General features: G+C 64.3%; 11 protein-coding genes. 2 read left to right on the forward strand and 9 right to left on the reverse strand.

Annotation, left to right across the window (positions count from 1 at the left end):
* Positions 1–100: 100 nt before the first annotated feature.
* The 3 genes from IV454_RS15420 to IV454_RS15430 are packed head-to-tail and all read right to left on the reverse strand — an operon-like array spanning position 101 to position 5,941.
* Positions 101–1,510 carry an efflux transporter outer membrane subunit gene (locus IV454_RS15420; protein WP_282961421.1) on the reverse strand — a complete coding sequence of 470 codons (1,410 nt, stop codon included), beginning with the start codon at positions 1,508–1,510 and terminating at the stop codon, positions 101–103.
* On the reverse strand, positions 1,500–4,664 hold the full coding sequence (locus tag IV454_RS15425; RefSeq protein ID WP_206092149.1) for an efflux RND transporter permease subunit: 3,165 nt from the start codon (positions 4,662–4,664) through the stop codon (positions 1,500–1,502). The genes IV454_RS15420 and IV454_RS15425 overlap by 11 nt, the downstream gene beginning before the upstream one ends.
* A 20-nt stretch (positions 4,665–4,684) precedes the next feature.
* Complete coding sequence (locus IV454_RS15430) at positions 4,685–5,941, reverse strand: efflux RND transporter periplasmic adaptor subunit (RefSeq protein WP_206092150.1); 1,257 nt, start codon at positions 5,939–5,941, stop codon at positions 4,685–4,687.
* Positions 5,942–6,091: 150 nt separating this feature from the next.
* On the opposite strand from IV454_RS15430, the gene IV454_RS15435 reads away from it, so the two are divergent.
* On the forward strand, positions 6,092–6,703 hold the full coding sequence (locus IV454_RS15435) for a TetR family transcriptional regulator (protein WP_206092151.1): 612 nt from the start codon (positions 6,092–6,094) through the stop codon (positions 6,701–6,703).
* A 175-nt stretch (positions 6,704–6,878) separates the two neighbouring features.
* Here IV454_RS15435 and tal read toward each other — a convergent pair whose 3' ends face one another.
* The 3 genes from tal to zwf are packed head-to-tail and all read right to left on the reverse strand — an operon-like array spanning position 6,879 to position 10,205.
* Positions 6,879–7,811 carry a transaldolase gene (tal, locus tag IV454_RS15440; protein WP_054266779.1) on the reverse strand — a complete coding sequence of 311 codons (933 nt, stop codon included), beginning with the start codon at positions 7,809–7,811 and terminating at the stop codon, positions 6,879–6,881.
* A gap of 57 nt (positions 7,812–7,868) precedes the next feature.
* A complete protein-coding gene (locus IV454_RS15445; RefSeq protein WP_206092152.1) occupies positions 7,869–8,723 on the reverse strand; it encodes an SIS domain-containing protein in 855 nt (284 codons plus the stop codon).
* A 15-nt stretch (positions 8,724–8,738) separates the two neighbouring features.
* Positions 8,739–10,205: a glucose-6-phosphate dehydrogenase gene (zwf, locus tag IV454_RS15450; protein WP_054266781.1), complete on the reverse strand. Its 1,467-nt coding sequence runs from the start codon at positions 10,203–10,205 to the stop codon at positions 8,739–8,741.
* 315 nt (positions 10,206–10,520) lie between these two features.
* Here zwf and IV454_RS15455 point away from each other — a divergent pair, with 315 nt between their 5' ends.
* Positions 10,521–11,552, forward strand: coding sequence for a hypothetical protein (locus IV454_RS15455; RefSeq protein WP_206092153.1), 1,032 nt, complete (start codon positions 10,521–10,523; stop codon positions 11,550–11,552).
* Between the two features lie 85 nt (positions 11,553–11,637).
* On the opposite strand, the gene IV454_RS15460 is transcribed toward IV454_RS15455, so the two are convergent.
* The 3 genes from IV454_RS15460 to IV454_RS15470 form a co-directional block, all read right to left on the reverse strand.
* A complete protein-coding gene (locus IV454_RS15460; protein ID WP_206092154.1) occupies positions 11,638–12,939 on the reverse strand; it encodes an NRAMP family divalent metal transporter in 1,302 nt (433 codons plus the stop codon).
* 461 nt (positions 12,940–13,400) lie between these two features.
* On the reverse strand, positions 13,401–14,624 hold the full coding sequence (locus IV454_RS15465; RefSeq protein ID WP_206092155.1) for a sensor histidine kinase: 1,224 nt from the start codon (positions 14,622–14,624) through the stop codon (positions 13,401–13,403).
* A complete protein-coding gene (locus IV454_RS15470) occupies positions 14,621–16,177 on the reverse strand; it encodes an ATPase domain-containing protein (protein ID WP_206092156.1) in 1,557 nt (518 codons plus the stop codon). Before IV454_RS15470 ends, IV454_RS15465 begins: the two co-directional genes overlap by 4 nt.
* Positions 16,178–16,261: the final 84 nt, after the last annotated feature.

Here is a 16,261-nt window from a genome sequence, read left to right on the forward strand (position 1 = left end):
GTGGCCGTGAAGTTCCCGGCCAGGCGGATGGACGACAAGCGCGATTGTACAGCCGGGGCCGTGTCTGGATGCCAGACCCGGCCCCGTCGGGGGGAGGGGTTTATTGCGGGGCGGTCCAGCCGCCGCCAAGCACGCGGTACAAGGTGACCTGGTTTTGCAGCCGCTGCAGGTTGGCCTGCACCGCCGCCTGTTCGGCTGAAAACAGCGAGCGCTGGGCATCGAGCAGGTCGAGGTAGCTGGCCGCGCCGCTGCGGTAGCGCAGGTCCGACAGCTTGAAACGCTCGGCCTCCGCTTCGGCCACCGAACGCTGGGCGCGCAGTTGCTCGCCGAAGGTGGCCTGGCCCGCCAGCGCATCCGACACTTCGCGGAAGGCCGTCTGCACCGATTTCTCGTACTGCGCCACGGCGATGTCGCGTCCGGCCTTGGCGCTGCCCAGGTTGGCGTTGTTGCGGCCGTAGTCGAAGATCGGCAGCACCATTTGCGGCGCAAAGGTCCAGCCGTACGAGCCGCTCTTGAACAAGCCGCTCAGCTCATTGCTGGCGCTGCCGGCGCTGCCTGTGAGCGTGATGCGCGGGAAGAAGGCGGCGCGCGCCGCGCCGATGTTGGCATTGGCGGCGATGAGCTGCTGCTCGGCGGCGCGGATGTCCGGGCGCACCGTCAGCAAGTCCGACGGCAAGCCGGCCGGCAATTCGCTCAAGGACATCGCCGCCAAGGTGGTGCTGGTATCCGGCCCGGCCGGCAGGGTCTGGCCGACCAGCAAGGTCAGCAGATTGAGGTCCTGGGCGCGCTGGCGCTGTTGCTGTGCCAGCACCACGCGCGCACTGTCGAGCAAGGACAATCCCTGCTGCAGGTCGAGCTTGGAGACGACGCCGTTATCGTATTTCAGCTGGATCAGCTTGAGCGATTCCTGGCGCGCGCCCAGGGTTTTTTGCGTCAGGCCCAGCAATTCTTCATCGGCCAGCAGGCTCAGATAGGCGTTGGCGACCGAGGCCACCAGGCTGATGTGCGTGCTCTTGCGCGCCTCTTCGCTGGCCAGGTACTGGGCCAGGCCGGCGTCGCTCAGGCTGCGCACGCGGCCGAACAAGTCCAGCTCGAACGAGCTGATGCCAAACCCGGCCGTGTAGTTGCTGTTGATGCTGTCGTTCGATCCCGGCACGCGGCTGCCGGTCACGCTGGCGTTGAGCGTGGGCAGGCGGTCGGCGCGGCGGATCTGGTATTGCGCGCGCGCCTGTTCGATGTTCAGGATCGCCACGCGCAGGTCGCGGTTATTGGCCAGCGCCAGTTCGATCAGTTGCTTCAATCGCGCATCGGCAAAGAAGCGCTGCCAGGCGATGGCGGATGCCGCTTCGGTGCTGGCGCTGCTCATCGCTTGCGCCGGGAAGGCGGGCGCCACCGGCGCGGCCGGACGCTCGTACTTGGGCGCCATCGATGCGCAGCCGGCCAGGACCAGCGGCAGGGCCAGCGCCAGGGGAGTAAGTCGGGTCATCAAGGTCGTCATCTTATACGTCATGTTTTACCTCCGCGGTCAAAGCGGCGCCGTCTTCGTGCGCATATTTCTTGCGCTGGCGCTCGCTGCCCTTGAATAGTTTGCGCACCACCACGAAGAACACGGGGATGAAGAACACGCCCAGTGCGGTCGCGGTGATCATGCCGCCGGCCACGCCGGTACCGATGGCGCGCTGGCTGGCCGAACCGGCGCCGCTGGCGATCACCAGCGGCATCACGCCGAGGATGAATGCGAACGAGGTCATCAGGATCGGACGGAAGCGCAGGTGGCACGCTTCGATCGCCGCTTCGACCAGCGGTTTGCCCTGCGCCTGCAAGTCCTTGGCGAATTCGATGATCAGGACCGCGTTCTTCGCGCCCAGGCCGATGATGGTGATCAGGCCGACCTTGAAGTAGACATCGTTCGGAAAGCCGCGGCTGCCCGCGGCGATCAGCGCGCCCAGCACGCCGAGCGGCACCACCAGCAGCACCGATACCGGAATCGACCAGCTTTCGTACAGCGCGGCCAGGGCCAGGAACACTGCCAGCAAGGCGAAACCGAGCAGCACGAACACGGTCGAACCGGACAGTTTTTCTTCGCGCGACTGGCCGGTCCATTCGAAGCCGAAGCCCGGCGGCAGTTCGGACGCGATGCGTTCCATTTCGGCCAGCGCGTCGCCGGTGCTGCGGCCCGGGGCTGCGTCGCCGGCGATGCGCATGGTCGGGTAGCCGTTGTAGCGCACCGTCTGCATCGGACCGGTGATCCAGCGCGTCGTGGCGAACGAGGACAGCGGCACTTGCTGGCCCTTGTTGTTGACCGCGTTCAGTTTCAACAGGTCTTCCGGCTGCATGCGGTCCTTGGCGTCGGCCTGGACCACCACGCGCTGCAGGCGCCCGGCGTTCGGGAAGTCATTCACGTAGGACGAGCCGAGCGAGGTCGAAATGGCGGTGTTGATGGCGTCGAAGGTCACTCCCTGGGCGCTGGCCTTGTCGCGGTCGATGTCGAGCTGCACCTGCGGCGCGTCTTCCAGGCCTTCCGGACGCACGCCGGCCAGCACCGGGCTCTTGCTGGCGGCGCCCAGCACCTGGCCGCGCGCGGCGAGCAGGGCCGCGCGTCCGAGGCCGCCCCGGTCCTGCAGGCGGAACGAGAAGCCGGTGCTGCTGCCCAGTTCGGGAATCGGCGGCGGGCTGATGGCGAAGATGAAGGCGTCGCGGACACGGCTCATGCGGCCCGAAATGCGGCCAGCCACGTCGCCGGCGCTGTGGCCGGCGCCGCCGCGCTCTTTCCAGTTCTTGAGCGTGATGAAGCCGAGCGCCATGTTCTGGCCCGAGCCGGAAAAGCTGAAGCCCTGCACCCCGACCATGCTGGCCACTTCCGGCTGCTTGAGGATGAAGTCTTCGGCCTCGCGCAGCGCCTTGCCGGTGCGTTCCAGGGTGGCGCCCGGCGGCAGCTGGAAGTTGGCGATGATGTAGCCCTGGTCTTCGTTGGGCAGGAAGGAATTGGGCAGGCGCACGAACAGCAGGCCGACCACGCCGACCAGCACGACGAACACGACCATCGAGCTGCCGGTGTGGCGCAAGGTGGTGCCGACCCAGCCTTCGTAGGTCTTGGCGGTGCGCGTGAAGCCGCGGTTGAACCAGCCGAAGAAGCCTTTCTTCACATGATGGTGGCCGGCTTCGACGGGTTTGAGGAAGTGGGCGCACATGGCCGGCGTGAGCGAGAGCGCCATGAAGGCCGAGAAGATGATCGAGGAGACCATCACCGCCGAGAACTGGCGGTAAATGTTACCGACCGCGCCGGCGAAGAAGGCCAGCGGCACGAACACCGACACCAGCACCACGGTCACGCCGATGATGGCGCCCGAAATCTGGCCCATCGCCTTGCGCGTCGCTTCGAGCGGCGGCAAGCCTTCCTCGCTCATGATGCGTTCGACGTTTTCGACCACCACGATGGCGTCATCGACCACGATACCGATCACCAGTACCATGCCGAACATGGTCAGTACGTTGATCGAAAAGCCCATCGCCAGCAGGGACGCCAGGGAACCGAGCAATGCCACCGGCACCACGATGGTGGGAATCAGGGTATAGCGGAAATTCTGCAGGAACAGGTACATCACCAAGAACACCAGGATGACCGCTTCGACCAGGGTTTCCAGCACTTGCTTGATGGAGATTTCGACAAAGGCCGAGCTGTCGAACGGGACCGCGTATTTCATCCCGGGCGGGAAGTATTTGGACAGTTCGTTCATGCGCGCGCGCACCAGCTTGGCCGTTTCCAGCGCATTGCCGCTCGGCGACAGCTGGACGCCGATACCGGTCGACGGCTTGCCGTTCAGGCGCGCCGAGGTGGAGTAGCTCTGGCCGCCGATTTCGATGCGGGCCACGTCTTTCAGGCGCACGGTCGAACCGTCCGGATTGGCGCGCAGTACGATGTTACCGAACTGCTCGATGCTGGCCAGTTGGCCGGTCACGACCACGGTGGCGGTGATGGCTTGTCCGCCCAGGTTCGGCAAGTCGCCGATGGTGCCCGAGGCGACTTGCGCATTCTGGGTGCGGATGGCGTTGTTCACGTCGGCCGGCGACAGATTAAAGCCCACCAGCTTGGCCGGATCGATCCAAATGCGCATGGCTTTTTCGGTACCGAACAACTGGGCCTGGCCGACGCCGCGGATACGCTGGATTTCCGGCAGCACGGTGCGCGAGGCGTAGTCGCCGAGCGCGATCGGGTCCCACTTCGGATCGTCCGACGAGAGGATGGTAAACAGCAGGAAGTTCGAGCGCGCCTTGTCCACCCGCACGCCCTGCTGCACCACTGCCTGCGGCAGGCGCGGGGTGGCGCGGCCGAGGCGGTTCTGCACGTCGACCTGGGCCAGGTCGGCATTGGTGCCGGTCTCGAAGCTGAGCGTGATGGTACCGGTGCCGTTGGCCTGGCTGTTCGATTCCATGTAGATCAGGCCGGGCGAACCGTTCATCTCGCGTTCGATCACGCTGATGACGCTATCTTCCAGGGTCTGGGCCGACGCGCCCGGGTAGGCGGTGGTGACCACGATGGCCGGCGGCGCCACGGTCGGGTACTGGGCGATCGGCAGCTGGGTGATCGCCACCGCGCCGACAACCATGATGAATAATGCGATCACCCACGCAAAAATGGGGCGGTCAATAAAGAAACGAGCCATGAAGGAGTCCTGTTATATGTTTAACGGCTGGCGGCCGCAGCGGCGCTGGCCGCCGGCGCAGCGGCGGCACTGGCGGCGGGAGCGGCAGCAGCGGGAGCGCCAGCGGCAGCCGGCGCGGCGCCCGGCGTCCATGGCACCGGCTTGACCGTCATGCCGGGCGCCTGCATCTTCTGGAAGCCGTCGACCACGACCTGTTCGCCCGGCTTGATGCCTTCGAGGACAATCCACTTGCCGTTCTGTTGCGACGCCACCTTGACTGGACGCGGGCCCGGTTTGCCGTCCGGCCCGACGATGATGACCGTATCGCCCTGGCTGCCGCGGGTGACGGCTTGCTGGGGAATGAGCATGCCGGCCGGCAGTTCGGCCTGCGACAGGCGCACGCGCACGTACTGGCCCGGCAGCAGCATGCCGTCCTGGTTCAGCACTTCGGCGCGCAGGGTGACCTGGCCCGAGGTCGGGTCGACGCTGACGTCGGAAAACAGCAGCTTGCCCTTGCCTGGCAGTTCGGAGCCGTCTTCCAGCACGATAGCCACCGGCAGGGAGGCGGCGGCGCGCAGCTTCAGGCTGGCCGACTTGCGCAGGCGCTGCAGGTCGGCGGCCGACTGGGTGAAGTTGACGTAGACGTGATCGGTTTGCTGGATCAGGGCCAGCTGGGTCGCTTCGGTGGCGCTGACCAGCGCCCCTTCGGTGACCAGGGCACGGCCGATACGGCCGGCGATCGGCGCCGTCACGCGGGTGTAGCCGCTATTGATCTGGGCAATTTGCACAGCCGCTTTTGCTGCCGCCACGTCGGCCTCGGCCTGCTTCTGGGTGGCCACGACGTTGACGTATTCCTGCTTGCTGACCGCGTTCGCTTCCACCAGCGGCTTGTAGCGTTCGGCCTGGGCGGCGGCCTGGGTCAGGTTGGCCTGGGCCTTGCCGAGGGTGGCCCGGGCGCTCAGGAGCGAGGCGGCATACGACGCCGGATCGATCTGGAACAGTTCCTGGCCCGCCTTCACTTCACTACCTTCCGCAAACAAGCGCTTGAGCACCACGCCATTGACGCGCGCCCGGACCTGGGCCACGCGGATCGGTTCGACCCGGCCCGGCAGTTCGGTTTGCAGGGCGACCGGTTCAAACTGGGCGGTGATCACCCCCACTTCCGGCGGCGGGCGCTGGGCGCCGGCACCGGGCGCAGCATCTTTCTTGTCGCCGCAGGCCGATAACAAAGCCAGCGCAGCGAAGGTGCAGGCGGCGATCCGGGTCAGGGACGGGGAAGGGAGGAGGGGGTGGCGCATTACGTGTGCATCCTTTAAGTAAGGGATGGGCTGTGTTTACATCCGCCGGCGGGACGTAATTACAAACTTCATCGCGGGCTTCCTGATTTTGGAATATACTAACATGACTGTATGTTTAACGTTCGACATGCCCTGAAAGGGATTCGTTGCATGGTCCGCAAGACAAAGGAAGATGCACTGGCGACCCGCGACAGCATCATGGATGCTGCGGAGCAGCTGTTCGTCGAGCAGGGCGTGTCGGGCACCACCTTGCAGCATATCGCGACGGCGGCGGGTGTGACGCGCGGTGCGATTTACTGGCATTTCGAAGACAAGGGCGCGCTGTTCAATGCCATGATGGAGCGCGCCACCATGCCGATCGAGTCGGCGATGCAGACGCTCGACGTCCCGGCCGGTGCCGACCCTCTGGCGCATTTGCGCAGCTATGCGCTGTGCGTGTTCGACCTGACCATCAACGATCCGCGGGCGCGCCGGGTGTTCGAGATCGCCACCCTCAAGCTGGAATATGTCGGTGAAATGTCGACCATACGCGAGCGCCGCAGCCAGCATCGGGAGCAGTTCATGGCCAGTGCGGAGCGGATTGTGAAGGAAGGGATTGCGCATGGCCGGTTAAAGGACACGGTCAAGCCGCGTGCGGCGGCGCTGGGATTGTTCATCCTGATCGAAGGGCTGGTGCGCAGCTGGCTGATCACGCCCGATTTCGACCTGGCGCAGCTGGGCGTGGAAATCGTCGATACGCATCTTGATTCTCTCCGCGCTTGATTGGGAACCCTCATTCCTGCCAAAGACCGTAGTTCCGTCGTTCCTGGCACTGCCAGAAACGACTTCCCGCGCGGGCGGGAACCCAAGTTCGTAGCTCAGACGGTGGCTGCGGAAAAGACTTGGATTCCCGCCTGCGCGGGAATGACGTGGTAGTGGCTGATAGCACTTGGCCGGCTTAACGCATGCCCGTAATGATCTGTTTCAGCTTGCCCGAATCGGCGCAAAAGGCACGGATGCCTTCGGCCAGCTTCTCGGTTGCCATCGCATCTTCATTCATCATGAAACGGAAGGTTTTTTCATCGATCGCCACCTTCTCGATCGACACCGCCGACGCGCTCGGAGTCAGCTTGCGCTCGACCGGCTCATTGCTGTCGGCCAGTTTTTGCAGCAGATCCGGGCTGATGGTCAGCAGGTCGCAGCCGGCCAGTTCCAGGATCTGCGACGTATTGCGAAAGCTCGCGCCCATCACTTCAGTGGTGTAGCCGAACTTGCGGTAGTAGTTATAAATCCGCTTGACCGACTGCACGCCCGGGTCTTCCGCGCCTGTGTAATCGAGATCGTTGGCCTTCTTGAACCAGTCGTAGATGCGGCCGACGAATGGCGAAATGAGCTGCGCGCCCGCTTCGGCGCAGGCAATCGCCTGGGCCAGCGAAAACAGCAACGTCATATTGCAGCGGATGCCTTCCTTCTGCAAAATCTCGGCGGCGCGGATGCCTTCCCAGGTCGAGGCGATCTTGATCAGGACGCGCTCGCGGCCGGCGCCGGTTTCTTCGTACAGGGCGATCAGCTCGCGGCCTTTTGCCACGGTGGCTTCGGTATCGAACGACAGGCGCGCATCGATCTCGGTGGAGACGCGGCCAGGAATGATCTTGAGGATTTCCATGCCGAAGGCGACCAGCACGCGGTCGATCACGTCGCCGGTGGACAGGTCCGGAAAGTCGCGCACGGCTTTTTCGAGCAGGGGTTTGTATTCGGGCTTTTGCACCGCCTTGAGGATCAGCGACGGATTGGTGGTCGCGTCGCGCGGCGTGTATTGTTTGATCGACTGAAAATCGCCGGTGTCGGCAACGACCTTGGTGAATTGCTTGAGTTGTTCGAGTTGGTTCATGGTTGCGCTAACGGGTAAGGAGATCGAACCTTATTGTACAACCATGTACAGACTTGTCTATCCGATAAAGGAATCGAACTGCATGTCGAATTCCTGCAAGGCCTTTTGCGCATTCTGCATCTTCTTGCGGAACTCCGGCCCGCGCTGCAAGGCCAGTCCCACCGCCAGCACGTCGATCACCACCAGATAGGCCAGGCGCGCCGAAATCGGCGTGTACGGGTCGATATTGAACACCAGGTCGATCGGAATGAGCACGGTGGCCATGTCGGCCAGCGGGGTGCCCGAGGGCGCCAGCACGATCACATCGGCGCCGCCGCGGCGCGCCAGCTTGGCCGAGCGCACCAGCGCCGAGTTGTTGCCGCGCTGGGAAATGGCCACCACGGCGTCGCCCTCGTGCAGGAGCGAGGCGGCGATGCTGTGGATGGCCGGATCGGCGTAGGCCACGGTCGGCACGCCGGAGCGGAAGAATTTGTGCTGGGCGTCGGTGGCGACGATGCCGGACGTGCCCTGGCCATAGAACTCGATTTTTTTCGCGCGCGACAAAATATCGAGCGCGCGCTGAATCGCTTCGGGATTGAGGTTGTTGCGCAGGTCGAGCAGGGTGTTGATGGAGCGGCTGCAAATCTTGTTGACCAGGTCCGCCGCCAGGTCGTCCTGGGTCGGCTGCTCGTTGGCGCCGGGCAGGGCCAGCGCCAGGCCCTGGGCCAGTCTGAGCTTGAACTCGTGCCAGCCGTCGTAGCCGAGGGTGCGGCAAAAACGCACCACGGTCGGCTCGGACACCTGGGCGCTCTTGGCAAGCGCCGTGATGTTCTGGCTGACCGTGGCGGACGGCTGTTCAAGCACCGCCAGCGCGACTTTTTTCTCGGACTTCGAGAGCGAATCGAGCTGGGTGCGGATGGAATCGAGTAGCACGGGTTTAGTCTTCCCTTAGTCTTCGGGCAATGCTTCTTCGCGCCACTGCAAGCCATCGCGTCCGATCAGGGCGCTGGCCGCGGCCGGGCCCCAGGTGCCGGCGCTGTATGGAATCGGTACGCTGTCTTCCTGGTCCCAGTGGTCGAGGATCGGTTCGACCCATTCCCACGCCGCTTCCAGCTCGTCGCCGCGCATGAACAAGGTCAGTTGGCCGCGCAAGACGTCCAGCAGCAGGCGCTCATAGGCATCCATGCGCGGGGTCTTGAACTGCTCGCGGAAATCGAGTTCGAGTTCGGCCTGTTTCAGGCGCATGCTGTCGCCCGGGGTCTTGGCCATCAGGTTCAGCGACAGGCCTTCGTCCGGCTGCAAGCGGATTACCAGGCTGTTGGGCTGGAAGCTGCTGGTCGGCTGGTTGAAGATCGAGTGCGGGATCTGCTTGAAGCGCACCACGATTTCGGCCAGGCCGTCAGCCATGCGCTTGCCGGTGCGCAGATAGAATGGCACGCCGGCCCAGCGCCAGGTATCGATTTCGGCCTTGATGGCGACAAACGTCTCGGTGCGCGACTGCTGCGGCGCATCCGGTTCGTCGCGATAGCTCGGCACGGCCTTGCCATCCACATGGCCGGCGCGGTACTGGCCGCGCACGATATTTTGCGCCAGGGTGGTCGGGGTGAAGCGCTTGAGGGAGCGCAGCACCTGGAGCTTGGCGTCGCGCACGGCGTCCGGCGCGATCGAGGTGGGCGGTTCCATGGCGACGATACAGAGCAGCTGCAGCAGGTGATTTTGCAGCATGTCGCGCAGGGCGCCGGAAGTGTCGTAGTAACCCATGCGGTTGCCCACGCCGATTTTTTCGGCGATGGTGATCTGCACGTCCGAAATCCATTCGCGGCGCCACAGCGGCTCGAACAGGATATTCCCGAAGCGCAGGGCCAGCAGGTTCTGGACAGTCTCCTTGCCGAGGTAGTGGTCGATCCGGTAGATCTGCGATTCGGCGAACACCTTGCCGACTTCGGCGTTGATCTGTTTGGCCGATTCCAGGTCGCGCCCGAGCGGCTTTTCCAGCACCACGCGCGAGTTGGCGGTGGCCAGACCGGCGCTGGCCAGGTTGTCGCAGATTTGCGCGAACAGGTGCGGCGGCGTGGCCAGGTAATAGACTCGGGTGAGCTTGTCGTCGTTGCGCAGCGCTTCGACCAGGGCGCCGTAAGTGGAGGCGTCGGTGGCGTTGAGCGAGACGTAGACGATGCGCTTGACGAACTTGGCCCAGCCTTCCTCGACCAGCTTCTTGACGTGCGGCTTGGATGTGCTGTCGACGGTTTGCAGGAATTCTTCCTGCGAGATGTCGTTACGGCCGACGCAGATGATGCGGGCGGTCGGCGGCAGGTCGTTGGCGACATCGCGCGCGTACATCGCAGGGAGCAGCTTGCGCATCGACAGATCGCCGCTGCCGCCAAAAAGAACGAGGTCAAAATCGGTAAGAGCCATGGTATGTGATCGCTGAAAGTTGGGGGCCGGAATGATGATGCCGCTAGTTGCCGCCGGCTGGCGCACGCAAGGGAGCACGAGCAGGGATGGGTAGCAACGCTGATTGTGTAAATTTACTACATATATATGCGGTTCGCAAGAAATTTTACTACGCGAAGGGCTTGTTCAAACATACGGCTGCCGCAAGGTCGGGCATTCCTGCACTGATAACCTTCGAGGGAAGCGAACGGAGCAGAGACTATTCAGCATACGTTCAAGCAGGCATGTTGTCGAATCGAATCGCCGACATGTTCCCTCATTTCTGGAGGACTCATCATGCAATCGATCCACCAAGCCGCGGCCGACCTGGCCGCCCTGTTGGCCGCTGCGAGCGGTAGCGCATTCGCCCAGGACGAGCACGCGCATGCGGGTTTTTGCGCGCCAACAACCAAGGCCACGCCCGTCCTGAGCACCAGCGATTTCGATGGCGACGGGACGGTGACGCGCAAAGACATCCGCCTGCTCAGGCAGCAGGTTCGGGCGGGCCAGTACATCGCCTTCTTCGACCGCAACGCCGATCATGTCCTCGACCGCAAGGATATCGCGATCGCGATGGCCGAAGCCGGGTCGCCGAGCACGCAACTCGACCGCCAGCTGGCCGCCGCCTATCGGGGATCAACAGCCTACCGCAACATCCGCACCGCCATCCGCGCCGGCTTCGTTCCGTGGACACCATCGTTCCACGGCCACGGCACCCATTGGGTCCAGCGTCCGGAGAAAGGGTCGCTGGGCTACGCCTTCGACCCTGGCGCGCCGGAAGGACTTAATTACGATGCCAGGGGCCACCTGTGGGCTGTGTTCTACTATTCCGGACCGTCGCCAACCCGCCTCAATGGAGAAAAATATCCGCCCGGGGACAGTTACGTGCCGAACCTGCACGCGTTTGACGAGGGATTTGCCGGCGACACCGACGTCTGGCACCATCACAACGGGGTTTGCTTCACGGGGCTGAACTATGAACATCCCACCCTGGATGCAAGCAAACTGACGTTCCGGCAGGGGCTGAGCCCGAAACAGTGCCTGCCGGCGAGCGCCATCGCAAAAGGCTTGCCGGTCGCCACCGATGTCAAATGGACGCCGCAATTGCACATGCTGCATGTCTGGCTCTACGAGTTGAATCGCTGCGGCACCTTTGCCGACGCGGATCCGGATCTGGCGCCGAATTCCCCGCTCCTGGAAAGCACCCTGCCGAAGGAGGGCGGCGATCCGCAGGCACCGAATCCGGCCTATCCGTTTGCCGGAGGCACCCTGTGCGCCTGGCTCGGCGAACTCGGTCAGACGCCGGCGTCCTGCGCACAGCGCAAGTGACGCGGCTTGGGACGACAGGCGCGAAAAATATCATCGATGCGGTGCGGCCGGCAGTTGCTTGCGGCCGGCCGCGATCGGCGCGCCATCAGGTCGCCATCATCCAGAGCATCGCTACAACCGCCAGCAGCATGACGGCCGTGGCGCTCCACCCCAACAGTTTCAGGCGCGGCCGGATCACGAACCTTCCCATGATGGCGCTGCGGCTGGCCATCAGCATCATGACTGCCATGATGGGCACCGAAATCACGCCATTGATGACGGCGCTCCAGTACAAGGCCTTGATCGGGTCGATCGAGGTAAACCCCAGGCCGATCCCGGCCAGGGTGGAAAAGGCGATGATGCCGTAAAATTTCTTCGCTTGCGACGCCTTTTTCTCCAGCCCCTTCTCCCACTGGAAGGCGCCGGCCATCGCGTAAGCCGCGGAACCCGCCAGGACCGGCACCGCCAGCAAGCCGGTGCCGATGATGCCGGCGCTGAACAAGGCGAACGCGAACTCGCCGGCCAGCGGGCGCAGCGCCGCCGCCGCCTGGGCCGAGGTGTCGATCGAGCTTGCGCCGTGCAGGTGCAAGGTCACCGCCGTGGTCAGGATAATGAAGAAAGCCACCAGGTTGGAAAAGCCCATGCCGATGGCCGTGTCGACCTTGATGCGATGAAAATTCGCACTGGCCTGTTCAGGAGCGTCGCGCAGGGGCTGCGACCAGGGGCATGCTTGCAATTCCTCGACTTCCTGCGAGGCCTGCCAAAAAAACAGATACGGGCTGATGGTGGTGCCGAACACCGCCACCATGGTGGTGACATAGCCCTGCGACCATTCCAGCTGCGGCATGACGCTTGCCTTGGCCACCGCCAGCCATGGCACCTGGACCGAAAACACCGTCGCTACATACGCGAGCAAGGCGAGCGTGAGCCATTTCAGGATGCGCACGTAGCGGGTGTAGGGGATGAACACTTGCAGCAGCAGCGAGACCACGCCGAACAGGGCGGCATACCAGTGCGCCGAGCCGCCGGCGATCAGGTTCATCGCCTCCCCCATCGCCGAGACGTCGGCGGCGATGTTGACGGTGTTGGCGGCCAGGAGCAAGGCAACCACCGCGTACACCAGCCCGACGGGAAAATGGGCGCGCAGATTGCCGGCCAGCCCCTTGCCGCTGACCCGTCCGATCTGCGCGCTGACGATCTGGATGCCCACCATGAGCGGATAGGTAAACAGGATCGTCCACAGCATGTGCAGGCCAAACTGCGCACCTGCTTGCGAGTAGGTGGCGATGCCGCTCGGGTCGTCGTCGGCGGCGCCCGTGATCAGGCCGGGGCCCAGTTTGTGAAGCCAGGAGCGGGGGGCAAGGCGCTTGGGCGCCGGCGGCGTTGGGGTGAGCGGATACGTCGACATCGGTGTCTCCAAAAGGCCGCCCGACAGGGGGCGGCGCGGTGTTCGCACAAGGGCTGCGGCCAGCGCCGGGACGGCAGCGGGCGCACCGCCGCATCGCGCACGGGCGATAGCGGGCAGCTTGCCGGGGCGCGCCAGGAAGGAGCGCACGGCAAGTGGACGCACGCACCGGAGGGGCGGGCGACGCAGCAAAAAATAAGGGGGATGGAGAGGGTGCGGCTTACAGCCTACCCAGGACGCCATCATCCGCATGAAGCAAGATGACGGCAGGGGAAGCTGCGTTATCTTGCCGGGGCGGTGCCAGGGAACTGGCAACAACAATCACTCGAACAAGTACCCATAAGGGATTCCAGAAAATGAAAACAGACGAACGATAAGGGAAAATGATTCGTTTAGTCAACTGAAAAAAACGGCTGCGGGGATGGGGCCGGACTCGATGGATGCTGGCGGCGCCAGCGCCCGCCTCACCCCAGCGGCAGCCGGATCGTAAACGTGGTCCCCTTGTCCTTGCCCGCGCTGGCCACCGACAAGCTGCCCTCGTGCAGTTCCACCAGATGGCGCGCGATGTACAGGCCCAGTCCCAGCCCGGCCGCATTGGCATGGCGCTGCAAATTGAACGCCCCGAATACATGCGGCAGGTCGTCCGCGGCGATCCCCTGGCCGGAATCGGACACCGCGATCTCCACCTGCTCGGCGCCCTGGCTGATGTCGATCCGGATCGTCCCGCCGCGCGGCGTGAACTTGATCGCGTTGAACAGCAGATTCCACAGCACCTGCTGCAAGCGCCGTCCATCGGCCTCCAGATGCACCTGGTCGCCATGATCGGGTGGCGTCACCGCCAGCACGATGTGCTTCTCGCTGGCGTTGCCTTCCACCGTCGACAGCGCGTCGCGCAGCACCTGTCCCAGCACCACCGGCGTGCGCGTGATCGACATCTGTCCGGTCAAGGTGCGCGCCGCGTCGATCAGGTCATCGATCATGGCCGCTTCCTGGCCGATGTGCACGCGCATCGCCGTCAGGCCGGCCTCCACCTTCGACGGCAGGTCCGGCACCGTCTTGAGCAGCACCTCGATGCGCATCGACAGCGCCGACAGCGGCGTGCGCATCTCGTGCGACACCGTGGCCAGGAACAGGTCGCGCGCGCGATTGACGCGGTTGAGTTCTCCAATGGTTTCGCGCTGGCGGTCGATCGACCCGGCCAGGGTTTGCAGCAGCGCGCCGTAGGTCGCCAGGCGCGCTTCCGACACCGGCGACTCGAGCCGCACTTCGCTCCACAGCGCATTGCCCGACACGCCCACGGCCGCGCCGATGCGCTCGCAGGCCATGGGCGAGCTGAAATCGTTGAAGCGCCAGCCGTACACCAGCACCCCGTACACCTGGCCGAACTGGGTCAGCGCCAGGCTGCACACGCGCATGCCGTGAAAGCCGCCTTCCTCGGCGACGTCGCCCGCGAACACGCGCGCGGCGATGCGCTTTTCCAGCGCGGTGCCGGGACCGTCATCGCGCCACAAGACCGAGGTGGCCAGCATGCGCGCGGTGGACGACGCCACCAGCGGACCGACCTGGCGCCAGCCGCGCACGTCGTACAGCGACACCGTCAGGCCGCTGGCCTGGGAAAACTGGGTCAGCGGCGTGACCCATTCGTCCCAGTCGATGGCGGCGTCGCCGGCGATGGCCAAGTTGATCATGCCGGATTGTCGGTCGGCAGTTCGACCGAGTCGGGCAGGCGCGTTCCGTGCGCCACGGCGTCTTCGATGAGAGGACTCTGGCGCGACGGCGAGCGCGAAAGCAGGCCGTAATACGAGGAAAACGGCAACTGCGGCACCACGCCGGCCGGATCGGCATGTCCGCCTTCTTCGTCGAGCAGCTGCAAGCCGCCTTCGGCGATCACGTATTCGCGCGTGATCTGGCGATTGCGGCTGCCGCGCACCTTGGGCACGGCGATGGCGCGCCGCAGCACGGTGGAGATCTCGACGTAGTTGAGCAAGATGATGTTGTCGACCAGGTGCGAGCCCTTGAGTTCTTCGCTGATCTGCGAAATGCCGAGCAGCTCCGGACTTTCGTAATTGAAGAGGATGGTCGCCAGGCGGTTCTTGAAGAAGGTGGCCAGGGCGTACAGGTAGTCCGCCACCTCGGAAGGGCTGGTCATTTCGTACACCGCGCACGAATCGAACACCACGCAGTCGATGTGTTTTTCCTCGACCAGCTTGATGATGCGGTCGAAGTGGATATCGAGTTCGAGTTCGAGTGGCGACTCGTAGTGGATGAACAGGTCGCCGCTGTCCATCAGCGCGGCCAGGTCGAAACCGAGCGTGGTGGCGTTGCGCACCAGCTGGCGCGGGTGTTCATCCAGGCTGACCAGCAAGGTCTTGTGGCCGGTGCTGACGGCCGCCGTGAGGAACTGCACGCTGAACACGGTCTTGCCGGTACCGGAGATCCCGCTGACCATGGTGACCGAGCCGGCGTACAGGCCGCCGTCCATCATGTCGTCGATGGCCTTGGAGCCGGTCGAGACGCGCTGGTCGGACGTTTGCTGGTCGGTCGAGTTGACGGGACGCGACTGGGCGCGGCGGTAGACGTGGACCCCGCGTCCGCCTTCGATGCGCATGGTATGGCTGCCGGCGATGAAGTCCTGGCCGCGCGACTTGAGCACCGTCAGGCGCCGGTGGACGCGCCGCCGGTGCTCTTCGCGCGTGAGCGAGATGATGGTGTCGAACACGAAGCGCTCGTGCGACGGAACGGAGCCGAGGCTTTCGTCGCGTTCGGCCGTGACCATGGTGGTCACGCCCATGCGCGCCAGGCCTTCGATCAGCAGGTGAACGTCTTCGCGGAACGGCTTGTCGTGCACTTCCGCGTACAGGCGCATGGGGGTCAGGCCGTCGATCAGCAGGCGCTTGGCGCCGATCGAGCGGAGGGCGTCGGCAAAGGCGCCGTCGGCATTGCGGAATTCGCTCAGCAGCACGGCGGGACTGGTCTGGATCACCTTGATCTTGCCGGCGTCGATCAGGCCTTGCAGATCCCAGTTGAAGCCGGCGGCGTCGCGCAGCAGCTTGGCCGTATCGAGCTCGAACGACACGATCGCCCCGGGCTCGTCGTACAGCGCGGCGCCGGCATAAATGTAGCCGAGGCCGAGCGTGGTCTTGCCGGTGCCGGGCGCGCCTTCGACGATCAGGTTGTTCCCGCGCGGGATACCGCCGAGCAGTACTTCGTCCAGTCCGGTGATGCCTGTTTTGACCAGCATGTTCAATTCTCTCTTCGACGTGTTTTGTGCATTCTTAATTGCACGCTAGTTTATCACTCGGCATTGAATCATTTGGTCCAGCGC

This window comes from Massilia antarctica, assembly GCF_015689335.1.
Taxonomy (GTDB): domain Bacteria; phylum Pseudomonadota; class Gammaproteobacteria; order Burkholderiales; family Burkholderiaceae_D; genus Telluria_A; species Telluria_A antarctica.

Excerpts from the sequence above, each read along its gene's own strand:
- IV454_RS15420 (WP_282961421.1), bottom strand. The coding sequence starts at position 1,510 with ATGACGTATAAGATGACGACCTTGATGACCCGACTTACTCCCCTGGCG.
- IV454_RS15425 (WP_206092149.1), bottom strand. The coding sequence starts at position 4,664 with ATGGCTCGTTTCTTTATTGACCGCCCCATTTTTGCGTGGGTGATCGCA.
- IV454_RS15430 (WP_206092150.1), bottom strand. The coding sequence starts at position 5,941 with ATGCGCCACCCCCTCCTCCCTTCCCCGTCCCTGACCCGGATCGCCGCC.
- IV454_RS15435 (WP_206092151.1), top strand. The coding sequence starts at position 6,092 with ATGGTCCGCAAGACAAAGGAAGATGCACTGGCGACCCGCGACAGCATC.
- tal (WP_054266779.1), bottom strand. The coding sequence starts at position 7,811 with ATGAACCAACTCGAACAACTCAAGCAATTCACCAAGGTCGTTGCCGAC.
- zwf (WP_054266781.1), bottom strand. The coding sequence starts at position 10,205 with ATGGCTCTTACCGATTTTGACCTCGTTCTTTTTGGCGGCAGCGGCGAT.
- IV454_RS15455 (WP_206092153.1), top strand. The coding sequence starts at position 10,521 with ATGCAATCGATCCACCAAGCCGCGGCCGACCTGGCCGCCCTGTTGGCC.
- IV454_RS15460 (WP_206092154.1), bottom strand. The coding sequence starts at position 12,939 with ATGTCGACGTATCCGCTCACCCCAACGCCGCCGGCGCCCAAGCGCCTT.
- IV454_RS15465 (WP_206092155.1), bottom strand. The coding sequence starts at position 14,624 with ATGATCAACTTGGCCATCGCCGGCGACGCCGCCATCGACTGGGACGAA.
- IV454_RS15470 (WP_206092156.1), bottom strand. The coding sequence starts at position 16,177 with ATGCTGGTCAAAACAGGCATCACCGGACTGGACGAAGTACTGCTCGGC.